13 protein-coding genes are annotated in these 13,478 nt (G+C 40.4%); 9 read left to right on the forward strand and 4 right to left on the reverse strand.

Annotated features, from left to right (window positions below; genetic code table 11):
- Positions 1 to 165 precede the first annotated feature (165 nt).
- Positions 166 to 1,251 carry a polysaccharide deacetylase family protein gene (locus KR50_RS14800; protein WP_052477141.1) on the reverse strand — a complete coding sequence of 362 codons (1,086 nt, stop codon included), beginning with the start codon at positions 1,249 to 1,251 and terminating at the stop codon, positions 166 to 168.
- A gap of 771 nt (positions 1,252 to 2,022) precedes the next feature.
- Between KR50_RS14800 and KR50_RS14805 the strand changes: the two genes are divergently transcribed.
- The 9 genes from KR50_RS14805 to KR50_RS14845 all read left to right on the forward strand — a co-directional run bounded on the left by KR50_RS14805 (position 2,023) and on the right by KR50_RS14845 (position 8,959).
- Positions 2,023 to 2,535: a DUF4178 domain-containing protein gene (locus KR50_RS14805; protein ID WP_041060255.1), complete on the forward strand. Its 513-nt coding sequence runs from the start codon at positions 2,023 to 2,025 to the stop codon at positions 2,533 to 2,535.
- A 26-nt stretch (positions 2,536 to 2,561) separates the two neighbouring features.
- The gene (locus KR50_RS14810) at positions 2,562 to 3,227 is read left to right on the forward strand and encodes a PspA/IM30 family protein (protein WP_041060257.1); all 666 of its coding nucleotides are present in this window, start codon (positions 2,562 to 2,564) and stop codon (positions 3,225 to 3,227) included.
- A gap of 81 nt (positions 3,228 to 3,308) precedes the next feature.
- Entirely contained in the window at positions 3,309 to 3,899 is a 591-nt protein-coding gene (locus KR50_RS14815) for a DUF4247 domain-containing protein (RefSeq protein WP_232304290.1), read from the forward strand.
- A gap of 24 nt (positions 3,900 to 3,923) precedes the next feature.
- The gene (locus KR50_RS14820; RefSeq protein WP_041060259.1) at positions 3,924 to 4,319 is read left to right on the forward strand and encodes a DUF350 domain-containing protein; all 396 of its coding nucleotides are present in this window, start codon (positions 3,924 to 3,926) and stop codon (positions 4,317 to 4,319) included.
- A gap of 48 nt (positions 4,320 to 4,367) precedes the next feature.
- Entirely contained in the window at positions 4,368 to 5,933 is a 1,566-nt protein-coding gene (locus tag KR50_RS14825) for a polyamine aminopropyltransferase (RefSeq protein ID WP_041060260.1), read from the forward strand.
- 206 nt (positions 5,934 to 6,139) lie between these two features.
- Complete coding sequence (locus KR50_RS14830; RefSeq protein WP_041060261.1) at positions 6,140 to 7,015, forward strand: SDR family oxidoreductase; 876 nt, start codon at positions 6,140 to 6,142, stop codon at positions 7,013 to 7,015.
- Positions 7,016 to 7,186: 171 nt separating this feature from the next.
- Positions 7,187 to 7,600, forward strand: coding sequence for a VOC family protein (locus KR50_RS14835; RefSeq protein WP_041060262.1), 414 nt, complete (start codon positions 7,187 to 7,189; stop codon positions 7,598 to 7,600).
- Positions 7,601 to 7,807: 207 nt separating this feature from the next.
- Complete coding sequence (locus KR50_RS14840) at positions 7,808 to 8,245, forward strand: MarR family winged helix-turn-helix transcriptional regulator (RefSeq protein WP_041060263.1); 438 nt, start codon at positions 7,808 to 7,810, stop codon at positions 8,243 to 8,245.
- Between the two features lie 87 nt (positions 8,246 to 8,332).
- Positions 8,333 to 8,959, forward strand: a complete 627-nt coding sequence (locus KR50_RS14845; protein ID WP_041060264.1) for an FMN-dependent NADH-azoreductase — start codon at positions 8,333 to 8,335, stop codon at positions 8,957 to 8,959.
- A 92-nt stretch (positions 8,960 to 9,051) separates the two neighbouring features.
- Here KR50_RS14845 and KR50_RS14850 read toward each other — a convergent pair whose 3' ends face one another.
- The 3 genes from KR50_RS14850 to KR50_RS14860 all read right to left on the reverse strand — a co-directional run bounded on the left by KR50_RS14850 (position 9,052) and on the right by KR50_RS14860 (position 11,976).
- A complete protein-coding gene (locus KR50_RS14850; RefSeq protein ID WP_041060265.1) occupies positions 9,052 to 10,698 on the reverse strand; it encodes an alpha-glucosidase in 1,647 nt (548 codons plus the stop codon).
- Positions 10,699 to 10,824: 126 nt separating this feature from the next.
- A complete protein-coding gene (locus tag KR50_RS14855; protein WP_041060266.1) occupies positions 10,825 to 11,196 on the reverse strand; it encodes an iron chaperone in 372 nt (123 codons plus the stop codon).
- Positions 11,197 to 11,757: 561 nt separating this feature from the next.
- Complete coding sequence (locus KR50_RS14860; protein ID WP_156969535.1) at positions 11,758 to 11,976, reverse strand: hypothetical protein; 219 nt, start codon at positions 11,974 to 11,976, stop codon at positions 11,758 to 11,760.
- Between the last annotated feature and the right edge of the window lie 1,502 nt (positions 11,977 to 13,478).

Raw genomic sequence — 13,478 nt, forward strand, 5'->3', positions numbered from 1 at the left:
GAGGTGAGCCCCTTTGATGCTGTTGCATCTGCATGGTCTCACCCTTCATACTTTATCCCGCTGGAGTCCCCGCCTTCCACTGCAATGAACCTATTCTTTTTACTTATCTTTATTTTATTGCAGATAATACAGGTTAAGTGGAACCTAACACCCATTCTTGATCTATTATTTTGCTAACAACCTGTCAATTGTTACTAATTCATAGCCTTCTTCCCTTAACTGGTCAATCATCTGCGGCAATGCATCAACTGTACCTTGTAATTTGGAGCTTTGAAAATTGTGCTGGAGGATAATACCTCCAGGAGATTTATCCCGTTGAACAATAGTAAGAATTTCCTCTGCTGATTTACCGCTATAATCAATAGTATCTACAGACCACAGGATGTTTTTAAATCCAAGCTTATCAAATACAAGGGCATCAGCTGAAGTATAGTCTCCATAAGGCGGTCTAAATAAATTGGCTTTCACTCCTGTTATCTTTTCAACGATTTCATTAGTAGATGTAATCTGCTGGATGACTTGGGAAGTGTACAATTTGGATAATTCAGGATGATCCCATGTATGATTTGCAATGGTATGACCCTCCTCGACCATTCTTTTAGCCAACTGCGGATAATATGAAACTTGCTCCCCAACGACAAAAAATGTAGCTGGTACACCTTTTTCTTTTAAAATATCCAAAATTTGAGGTGTAATCATTTTGTCTGGACCATCATCGAACGTTAACGCGATCCTCTTTTCAGTGGTGTCCCCTTTTTCAATAGCACTTGACTTGTTCACTACTGGAGTGTTTGTTTGAATAAAGGTTCGATTGATTTTAAAATCGTAGGTAACAGTCATCCCTAATTTTTGTGCAGTTACCAATAATGGAATGTACGGACGGCCATTAATAACAGTTGTTGTGGTTGCAAGGTACTCGCGGATCCATTTATTTTTTTCTTTCACGTAGTAGTCCATATATGTCTTTTCCAATGGGAAAGCAACAATATTATTTCTCTCAACAGCAATAGAGTTATATTTTTCATTCTTGTCAACAGTAGCACCTGTATGCTTAAAAAATATATCTGGTACCATTACACGGCCATTTTGCATAAAGTAATTCGTCTTAATAAGCTCACCATCGACTGAAAAATATGCAGAGTCTGTTGCTGCCTTGACTGGCGATGACCCATAAAGGCCCGATATGATGAATGAAATGAGAAGAAGAGACAAAATCCCTTTTTTTCCTGCCATTTTATTTGTTTTTATCATTATAATAATCCCCCTGTATTTCTTTGAATTTTCCTCAAGAAAGGATTATATCAACAAAGCATAAGTAACAAAACAGTTTATTATTGGTAAATAGATTGTTACGAGCATTAAAACAGCTTGAGACATATTTGTCTCAAGCTCCGGATTGTCTGTCATAGCACAGACGATCTATTTCCATGGTTAAATGGAGGTTTACCTGTGACGTGAAAATTAATGTAATGATAGTATATGAATTTTCTTATGTTTATATGTGTTATAGATATGAAAAGGGCCGATATCAGGGCCTCAAAAGAAAGAACGTGTTAGATCACGCGAATTGCCTGTGATGTGACAGGTTATGTAGTCTGTACCCTATGTGTAAGACACTTTAAATTAATACCAAGTCCCCATTCAAACCGGGAAGAGATTCTTTATAAGTCTCCTGGATCAATATCTCCTAAATGCGTTTTAATTCAAATCTTGCTTACTGCTCTAGACACTTAGGCCATGGTTACAGAGTTAAATTGAAGTGAGCAGCTAACACTTCTCTTGCCTTCTCCTGATTTTTATTTCCATCTTTTTACTCTTGTTGTTCCTTGGTTTTTCTATTTATTTCTATTTATTATGTCAAAATGGTTACTCCCCTCAATAGAAATTTTCATTAAAGCCGATAAGATGGTATCGTTAATGGGGAGCATTAAAATTTTTTTTGAATTTAAGAAACCTTTTTGTATCCTGGCCGTATTAATGAATGTAGCCAATCAGAAAGGGTGAAAAGGACGTGATGACGTTATGAGCTTTTTCAGTAGATTATTCGGCAGTAAGGAAAAAGAACGTCCTGCTGTGGAAGAACGCACGGTCATGAATTTAAAAGTGAAGGATATTGTAACGTACGACCTTGAGGATTATGAGGTTGTAGGAAAGCTTTCATATAATGACCACGGATTCAAGTGGTATGCTTATCAGCTGCAGGGTGTATCTAAGGTTATATGGCTTAGTGTGGAGATGGATGATGAACTTGAGCTTGGCATATATGAAAAAGCAACACTAAAGCTGCAGGAACCTCTGCCTAAAAAAATCGAGCATGAAGGCGTACTCTATTATCAGGATGAGCATGGTACAGCAACCGTGCGTGGAGAAGGCAGAAGCCAGAATGTCGATGGTGCTCAGTGCCGATATTTCTCCTATTATGATGACGATGATGAAAAAGCGTTGTCCATTGAGATCTGGGGAAATGATGTGGAAGCAAGCACCGGGTATGAAATTGAAGAATACGAGCTGAAAATTATTGCCGGCTCTCAATAAAAAAAGAATGTACAGGAGGAATTGTGATGTTTCAATTTTTTAAACGAGTAAAAACAGTAGTAGGTTCAGAATTAAATGCGATGCTTGATAAAGCGGAAGATCCGGTAAAAATGCTTGATCAATTTATGCGTGACATGGAAGCGGACATCCGTGAAGTGGAAAGTGCTGTAGCGAAACAAATTGCAAATGAAAAATTGCTTCAAAAGAAAGTTGAAGACGCCAATAATATGGCTTCAAAACGCGAAGAACAAGCAATGAAAGCCATTGAAGCCGGTAATGAAGATTTGGCAAGACGTGCATTGGAAGATAAAAAGATCCATGCTGAGCAAGCGGCTTCTCTTCAGGAATCCTATACAAGAGCAAAAAATGATGCATCTGTTCTACGTCAAAAACTTGACGAGATGAAAACCGAATACAATCAAATGAAGTTGAAAAAAGATTCTCTTAAAGCGCGTGCAGAATCTGCACAGACACGCACGAAGATGAACCGCACAATGTCCGGAATCGGCTCAGATGAGTCCCGCGGCGGCTTTGACCGCATGGAAGAAAAGGTTCTTCAATTTGAAGCTGAGGCTGAAACAAGTGAAGACATGCGTTCATCTAACCGCAGCCTCGATGATGAATTTAAAGAGCTTGATAACGGCGTAGATGATGAGCTTGCTGCATTGAAGAAGAAAATGGGCAAAGCGTAATACATGACAGCACGATAGGATCTGATTAACAGATCCTATCCCTTTTTTGTGCGATGCAACAAAGAAAGGCAGGTGAACAAGTTGAAAAAATCCATTTTGTCTGTTTTGATCGCAGCCGTTCTTCTTTTTGTCGCTGCCTGCGGAAATGGTTCAGGCTCCATTTTTAAAGATGGAATCGAGGAATTTATCAGCAATACATATCCTTTATACGACACGATTGCCAGTACAGAAAACAGTGATCAATATGCCCGTGTGTACAGAGCTGAAAATCAGGATATTGCATCTGTAGCAGATTCTCTTCAAGGACATGAAGAGCCAACAGAGATGAGCGAAGAAAACGAAGGTAAACAAATTTTTATTTATGATCAATATTTTGTTACGTTAACCCAATCAGAGGATAATGCTTCAAATACTATGATCGAAGTTGCAGAAGAAGAATTTGTACGAAATAATTACAGCCCCGGCTTTTTTGAAGGGTACTTGTTAGCAAGTCTGCTGGGGAATATTTTCGGAAACAATTGGAGCACACAGCGAAATCAAACCTGTAATTTAAATCCTGAACGGTGCTATGGCGGCTATAATTCTTCAGGGAGCTATGTAGGAAAAACATCCACCCCGACCATTCGAGGGGCTTCTACCAACCGCGGCGGCGGTACCGGTTCTGGAAAATAACGTATTTTGAGAGGAGATTGAATGATGGAACCATTTTTGCTGACTATTATGTATTTTGCTATTGCCATTGCTATTGTGGTTATAGGACTTGCTATTTTTGAGGTACTGACAAAGAAATACAAAGACTGGGATGAAATTTTAAATGGCAATAAAGCCGTTGCACTTTCGATCAGCGGAAAAATTATCGGCATATGCATTATTCTTGCGTTCGCGATTTATAATAGCTTTGCTGTGACTGAGACCTTAATTTGGGGCGGCATCGGTGTAGTTCTGCAGCTTGCTGCTTATGTACTTTTTGAAGTACTTACCCGTAAATTTTCCGTGGAAGAGCAGTTACATAAAGGCAATCTGGCTGTTGGAATTATCAGCTTTGGTGTGTCTGTCGGACTTGCGTTTGTTATTGGCGCGTCCATCACGTAACATCTGCCTTCACGTTGCAGACGAAGGCGGTTATAAGGAGTTTAAATCATGAAAAGCCTCAATGATTTAGGAATAAAACAAAGTAAAGCCATCTATTGGGCATCTGGAATTGTATCGATATGCGGTATTATTTTTGAAGTATTATTCGGAGCGGCGGGCTCTTACATTTTGGGAGATGGTGTGAAGCAGTATACGCTCACCATCTCACTTTTTTTAACTGGAATGGGAATCGGAGCGTCGATCAGTGAGCGTGTCACAAAAAACCTCATCACATCATTTATCTGGATTGAATATGCGATTGGCTTAGTTGGCGGATTTTCCACCTTCTTGTTTTTTGGTGTTACGGCATTTCTTCCTGGCGGTACAGACGCTATTTTTCTTTACACCATCACGCTGATTGTCGGCGGGTTAACGGGGCTTGAACTCCCTATTCTTATTCGAAAAGCAAATGAGATTGGCGTTACGCTGAGCAAAAGCACCGCGCGTGTCCTTTTCTCCGATTACGCAGGCGGACTTATTGGCGGTCTTCTTTTTGTATTTTATCTTCGGCCGGAATTTGGTCTTGTTAAGACGGCTTTTATCGTAGCATTGATTAATGTTGGAGTGGCTCTTTGGGTATTAAACTATTTTAAAAATGAAATTGCCCGCTTCCGTTTGCATCTGATTTCCGGTGTGTCCATTTTTATTGTGCTGCTGTCAGGGGTTTTCTGGGGAGACGAAGTTGCTTTTACCTTTGAACAAAGGCTTTATCGGGATCCTATTATTTATCATGACCAAACCGATTATCAGCAAATTATTTTAACGAAAGAACAAGGAGATGTCAGGTTGTTTTTGGACGGACAGCTGCAAATGAGCTCAACAGACGAGTACCGCTATCATGAAACGCTTGTCCACCCTGCCGTAGCAAGCGCAGACGAACCTGAAAATGTCCTGGTGCTCGGCGGCGGTGATGGACTTGTTCTGCGTGAACTATGGAAGTATGACGGCATTAAAAACGTGGATTTGGTGGACTTAGACCCCGCTGTAGTTGAGCTGGCTGAGACGAATTACGACCTGCTTCAGCTAAACAACGACTCATTTTCCGACCCAAGAGTCAATGTTCATCACGCGGATGCTTTTTCTTTTCTTGAAGAAGCAGATGGTTTCTGGGACGTGATTATTGTTGATTTGCCAGATCCAAATAACGAGTCCCTAAATAAACTGTATACGCTGCAGTTTTATCAGCTTATACGAAATCATCTTACCCCTGGTGGAACCGTTATGATTCAATCCACCTCCCCTACGTTTGCAACCGAGGTCTATTGGACGATCGATCACACCGTTCAGCAGGCTGGTCTGCACACAGAAAATCTTCATGTTGATATTCCAAGCTTCGGGGATTGGGGCTTTGTGATGGCCAAACGGGAAGATATGAATGGCGTATTAGATGAAATCGAATTGGACGTTGAGACAACGTTTTTAGATGAAGACGTCCTTCAAGGCTTAACTGTCTTCGGTAAAGATATTGACAGTGAAATCACAGATGAGAATGGTCAACTATTTGACTATCAGCCTAACACGCTGATCGAGCCAATTCTTCTTCAGATGTATGAAAGAGCCTGGCAGCACTATTAACATTCCCTTCACCATCCAACCGCTTTCGATTTTAGAAAAGCGGGCTGGATGGTTATTTTAATTGGTCTTTTCTAAGCTCATCCACTGCAGCTTAAATTAAATGAAAAAGAAAAACCAAGTTTCGATTTTTTTGAATTGGGAATACATTTCTTATAACAAATAAAACCAATTTTATTTTAAAATTTAGCAAACGTGGAGGGAATTTAATGACTAATCAACAGCCAAGCCGTCAATATGAAGAGATTCCAGTTCAACAGCAGCATCAGAAACCGGGCAAAGAATCCGAAATGGAGCCTCGTCCCGTTTTTCGCGGAAAGTCTTATCAGCCAAGTGGAAAACTGGCCGGAAAAACCGCCATCATTACAGGCGGGGACAGCGGCATTGGACGCTCTGTGGCCATTCACTTTGCAAAAGAAGGTGCAGATGTAGTCATTGCCTATTTAGATGAACATGACGATGCACAGGAAACAAAAGCATTGATTGAAGAAGAGAACCGTCAATGCTTGATTCTTGCAGGAGATATTGGACGAGAGGCTTTTTGCCAGGAAATCGTTCAAAAAACAATCGCCGAATTTGGCAAAATCGACATTCTTGTCAATAATGCAGGTGAGCAGCACCCGCAGGAAAGCCTTGAAGATATCACGGAGGAGCAGCTTGAGCGTACGTTCAGAACCAATGTATTCTCTTATTTCTTTCTTACAAAAGCAGCACTGCCTCATTTAAAAGCCGGAAGTTCTATTATCACTACTGCATCCATCACAGGATATGCCGGCAAGGAAATTCTGCTTGACTATTCTGCTACAAATGGTGCAAGAACATCCTTCATGCGTTCTCTTTCTCAATCGGTTGCCAAAAAAGGCATCCGCGTAAATGGAGTGGCACCCGGACCAATCTGGACACCGCTTATCCCTTCCACTTTCGGCGAAGAAGATATCGAGTCCTTTGGTGACGAAACCCCTCTTGGCCGTCCTGGACAGCCTGAAGAACTTGCGCCGGCATACGTCTATTTAGCAAGTGATGATTCTTCCTATGTTTCCGGTCAAATGATTCATGTAAACGGTGGTATGGTCGTGAACGGCTAATAAAATAGTGGAGCAGAACAGTCCGCACACTTCTTCTTGAAACCGCTGAAATACCAACTAGATAATTAATCGTCGACATTGCAGCCGCCACGAATTCTGTTCAGTAGAATTTTTGGCGGCTTTTGTTGATTGAAATTATAACTAAAATCCAATTTAAGGAGGAAAATGAAAATGCCTGTGTATCCTTACTTAGTTTTTAATGGAAATTGTTTAGAAGCCGTCCAATTTTATGCAGAGGTATTTGATGCAGAGTTGCAGCCTATGATGAGGTTTAACGACATGCCGGAAAACCCTGAATATAAGATACCCGAAGAAGCTAAAGAATTCATTATGCATACTCAGCTTGGGATTAATGGAACAAATGTGATGTTTTCTGATCAAATGCCTGGTATGCCATACACTCAGGGGAATAGCATTTCACTTGCATTCGTTCAATCAAATGAAAACGAAATCCGCACATATTTCTCAAGATTGAAAGAAACCGGACAAGTGAATATGGAGCTACGTTCATCCTCTTGGAGCAGGCTCTATGGTCAGGTAACGGATCGTTTTGGTGTGATCTGGCAGTTTAATCAGGATGAATAATTAAGAATAAACAACCACCCTTTACCTGATAGATAAACGTTTAACGGCTTCGGCACGCTAATGGCTTATTCATTAGTTTGCTGGAGCTTTTTTTATGTCTCTCACCTTTTTAGCTCCTCTTCACTTATTTATAAATTCATCAAGTTGACATTCTCCTAACAAGTCCTTATAATCAATAATTAGTTTGTATAGCAACTAATTGGAGTGATGAGGTTGAATCTTCGTTTTCAAGATTATATTAGTATCAAACTCCATAAGACGGATCTCGTTTTGACAAGCTTTATTAAATCAAAGCTTGAGCCTTATAATCTTGCACCGGAGCAAAACCTGATTATGATGCTGCTTTGGGAAAAAGATGGACTCACTCAAAATCAGCTGGGTAAATTCCTCCATAAGGATAAAACAAATATTACCCGAATGGCCTCAAGCCTTGAAAAAAAAGAATTAATCAAACGGATTCAATGCCAGGAGGATAAACGGGCTACTAAGATATTTTTAACACCTAAAGGCAGAGACTTGGGCAATGAAGTCATTCCGGTTGCAGAGCAGTTTAATGGAGTCGTCTGCAAAGATCTTACAACCCGGGAGCTCACTGAACTGGACCGTCTGCTGAGTAAAATCAGCCAAAATGTTCAATCCGTGTAATAACTTGGCTAATAGTTGCAATCAAATTCAAATTCTGTCACCTCATCTATAAAGGTGGCAAAACAAAACATCTGGAGGTTTTTCATAATGGCAAACGTACTATTTATTAAAGCAAATTCTCGTCCACTCGAACAATCGGTAAGTGTGAAACTTTACAAGGAGTTCCTTGAGAATTATATAAAAACAAATCCTGAAGACAACATTACAGAGCTGGATTTATTCAAAGAACAGCTTCCATATTACGATGTAGATATGATTAATGGCATGTTCAAGCTTTCTAAAGACATGGAACTGACTGCGGAAGAAGCAGAAGCTACAATTCTTGTGAATAAGTATCTGAATCAATTCCTTGAAGCCGATAAAGTAGTATTTGCATTTCCGCTATGGAATTTTACTGTTCCTGCTGTTTTGCATACGTACCTTGATTACCTTGCTCAGGCAGGCAGAACGTTCCGTTATACAGCAGAAGGTCCTGTAGGTTTACTTGAAGAGAAAAAGGTCGCTATTTTAAATGCACGAGGCGGGGTATATTCTGAAGGCCCGGCAATGTCCTCTGAAATGGCTGTAAATTATGTTGAGACCATGCTTGGTTTCTGGGGCGTAAACGATATTACTTCTGTTATTGTTGAGGGACATAACCAATTTCCGGACAAAGCAGAGCAAATCATTGAAAACGGAATTGAAAAAGCTGCAGTTGCAGCTGGCTCCTTTTAATCTTTGATTTTAAAATAAGTCCGAACAATCCTTTATATAAGTTTTTGAAAAAGAGAGGCTGCTCCCGTAAATTGGAGCAGCCTCTCTTTACTCTATTCACTCCATACATAAATTCGGGCTTCGTAAGGTTTTAGAGAAATGGAGTGCGGCAAATTAAATAGTCCATTTTCTCCTCTGTCGTAATTACCTAGTAAACAGTGAACAGGTCTTCCAATACATCTTTCCTCAAATTTATACGGTTGTTCTTCGTTTGAATGATTCAGTAAAATGAGCCAGGAGTGACCTTCAAACGAACGTGTATACACATAAAGCGTTTCATAGTCTTGAGACAGATCTTCAAAATCGCCATAAACCATTACCGGATGTTCTTTTCTTAGTGAGATCAATTGCTGATAATAATAAAAGATGGAGTCAGGATCTTTCAACGCTTGCTTCACATTTATGTCTTTTTTATTGGGGTTTACCTTAATCCACGGTTTTCCTGTGGTAAAACCCGCCTGCTCTCCCTCATGCCATTGCATCGGTGTACGGGAATTATCACGGCTTAACAGCAGCAGACTTTCAAACACTTCCTGGGGGTCACGGCCTTTCTCTACCTCTTCTTTATATTTATTTTTCATGGCAATATCCTCATAATCCTCAATGGAATCAAACCGGACCCCTGTCATACCAATTTCTTCTCCTTGATATACGTACGGCATTCCCGGGAGCGTATGCAGCATTGTGGCAAGAAGCTTTGCAGATTCCACTCTGTATTCCTGATCATTCCCATAGCGTGTCACTTGACGAGTATGATCATGATTGTTTAAAAACTGCGAATTCCAGCCTTTTCCCTGAAGTCCGTCATACCAGCTCTGTTGGATGGTTTTATATTTCGGAAGGTCCATAACCGGCATTTCATCCGCTATTTGAAAATGAAAAAGAGTGTTCAATTCATTTCGGCTTTCATCTACATATAACAATCCTGTCTCCGGAGTAACAAACGGAATTTCACCTACTGTCATCGCGTCATAATGACTTAACACTTCACGGTTCATTTCCTGTAAATAGTTATGGATCCCAGGGTTGTCGGCCAGGTAAGAAATATGGTCAGGATCTTCTGCATCTGGAAACCCTTCCTGCTTGGCGAGTAAATTAATAACATCCATCCGGAAACCGTCAATTCCTTTATCCAGCCATGACCTCATCATCCGGTAGATCTCATTACGCACTTCTTCATTTTTCCAATTAAGATCTGGCTGCTCAACAGCAAAAGAATGAAAGTAGTACTGACCAGTTGCTTCATCCCAGGTCCAGGGGGATGGCTCAAAATAAGATCGCCAGTTATTCGGTTTCTCTCCATTTTTTGCATCTTTCCAAATATACCAGTCACGTTTGGGGTTATTTTTAGAGGATTTAGATTCCAAAAACCATGAATGCTGGTCAGAAGTATGATTGACAACCAGGTCTAAAATAACTTTCATGCCGCGTTTATGAATTTCTTCAAGCAATGTGTTAAACGTTTCCATCGTACCTGCTTGTTTCATAACCGCTTCATAATCTGAAATGTCGTAGCCGTTATCCCGATCGGGTGATTCATAAAATGGATTCAGCCAAATTACATCAGCTCCGAGTTTCTCTATGTAATCCAGCTTTTCAATTACGCCCTGAAGATCTCCGACGCCATCTCCGTTGCTATCGTAAAAGCTTCTCCAATATACCTGATAAACGACTGCTTCTTTCCACCATGTTTTTTTCATGCATGACTCCTTTCCGATCTGTATTCTAATCTTCATACGTACACCTTTATCCAACTTTACCTTCTAAACCTGTACATCAAACACATTCATTTTTTGAATAGAAAATCCGATGGGAGACCAGTCGAATTATTTCCGCCAAAAAGTAGTACAGTCTGATTTTTCCTGAATATTAAATTGGATTATTTTCTCCAATAAATCATAGTCCACCGGTTGATTCCATTTGATTCGAAACAATCCTTTTGTGGCACTGTAGTCTGCTTCTTCGATAGCCTCTGCAAAATGCTTCATGGCCGCTTCTTCTGGTGCAAAGCTTAAATGGTGCTTCGCTTTGTCAATGCCGATGATAAACGTACCATGATCAGTGAACATGGGAGTATTCCACTTCATTTGCTGCTCTAAACTTGGAAACCGGTTCTCAATCCACGCATAAACGTCTTCCGCTTTACTTCGATGGTCAGGGTTATCAATCCCTGCTGTGTACTCTTCAAAAACCTTCATACTTCTTTCCTCCTCTAAAAATGGACCCATCCTTTGCTTTATTGTATCATGATCATTCTTCCGAAACTTTTGACGTCAGGTGAAAAAATGAAAAAGAAGAAAGGTCTGATGAATGAACACATTTACTTTCATCAAACCTCTCTCTATTAGGTAACTAATATTATTTGCCTTTCTTCTTAAAGAAAGATAGCTTCATTGTGTGGAAGGCGTCGACTCCCGCCCCGTTAAAAAGCGTACGCCTGAAACGGAAATGAACCGGTCTCCCTTTTAAAAAATGGCTTTGTTAAATTTAAATGTTGATATTCAATATTAAAAACGAGCTTGTGACAAAAGTGTCTCAACCTCCTTGACCGGTTCACTTCGCTTCAGGTGGACGCTTTCCGCAGGGACGGCGCTGAGCCCTCCTCAGGCTATGCCTTGCGGGGTCTCAGCTTGCCGTCATATCCTGCTGGAGTCGCCACCTTACGCTCCGATCACCTCATACTAATGATAAATATACTGCCTCATTTTTAAATTTTTTCAGTTATGTACCAACCCATTTAATAGTTCGTAATCTAATTCTTAAGAACGTTCATTTGATTTATTATCTTCATAATTGATTTTCTTATTTCTTAACACGCTATAAAAAACCAATACAATAAACAGAAAAAATAAAACAGTAAAAGCTGCTCCATAGGCTATTTCTTGGTTATTAAAATTTCCATAAGCATATAGTGCCATTGAAATAGAACTCACTATTAAAGCGAATATGATTAATGGATTGATTTTAACCTTCTTCAAAACAATTTCCCTCATTTCTTCAGATTAAAAGCGTGCCCCCAATACATCTTTTTATTTCACGAACTTAGATAAATTAAGTTTAGCATACGCTTCAACGATTGGAATTTAATCTCCATTAATTACCATACCATTTCATTTCATATAATAAATTCATAAGATATAAATAAATTTATCCTTACGATAAGTCCTTCTTCTTTTTTAATATCTATGTACATAAGGATAGGTTCATTGCAGTGGAAGGCGTCGACTCCTGCGGGGCGAAGCGGGAAGGGTGAGACAGCGAAGATGCAATAGCATCTAGCTGGCTCACCTCCCGCCCCGCGGAAAGCGTACGCCTGAAACGGAAATGAACCGGTCCCCCTTTTTTAAAAAAGAAAAGCGAATACGATCAACGTCTGAAAATCATAGTATAACCTGCTTTGTTGATTTATCCATCCCATAAATCTATAAGACACAAGTGACTTTACCCTTACGATAAGTCCTTCTCCTTTTAATATCTATGTACAAAAGGATAGGTTCATTGCAGTGGAAGGCGTCGACTCCTGCTGGATGAAGCGGGAAGGGTGAGACAGCGAAGATGCAATAGCATCTAGCTGGCTCACCTCCCGCCCCGCGGAAAGCGTACGCCTGAAACGGAAATGAACCGGTCCCCCTTTTTAAAAAAAGAAAAGCAAATACAAACAACGTCTGAAAATCATAGTATAACCTGCTTTGTTGATTTATCCTTCCATAAATTTATAAGACACAAGTGACCTTACCCTTACGATAAGTCCTTCTCCTTTTAATATCTATGTACAAAAGGATAGGTTCATTGGAGTGGAAGGCGTCGACTCCTGCGGGATGAAGCGGGAAGGTGAGACCATGTAGATGCGATAGCATCAAAGGGGCTCACCTCCCGCCCCGCGGAAAGCGTACGCCTGAAACGGAAATGAACCGGTCCCCCTTTTTAAAAAAAGAAAAGCAAATACAAACAACGTCTGAAAATCATAGTATAACCTGCTTTGTTGATTTATCCTTCCATAAATTTATAAGACACAAGTGACCTTACCCTTACGATAAGTCCTTCTCCTTTTAATATCTATGTACAAAAGGATAGGTTCATTGGAGTGGAAGGCGTCGACTCCTGCGGGATGAAGCGGGAAGGTGAGACCATGTAGATGCGATAGCATCAAAGGGGCTCACCTCCCGCCCCGCGGAAAGCGTACGCCTGAAACGGAAATGAACCGGTCCCCCTTTTTAAAAAAAGAAAAGCAAATACGATCAAAGTCTGAAAATCATAATATAACCTGCTTTGTTGATTTATCCATCCCATAAATCTATAAGACACAAGTGACTTTACCCTTACGATAAGTCCTTCTTCTTTCTTAATATCTATGTACAAAAGGATAGGTTCATTGCAGTGGAAGGCGTCGACTCCTGCGGGATGAAGCGGGAAGGGTGAGACAGGGAAGATGCGGCAGCATCTAGCTGGCTCACCTCCCGCCCCGCGGAAAGCGTACGCC

It is taken from the genome of Jeotgalibacillus campisalis, assembly GCF_000829515.1.
GTDB lineage: Bacteria > Bacillota > Bacilli > Bacillales > Jeotgalibacillaceae > Jeotgalibacillus > Jeotgalibacillus campisalis.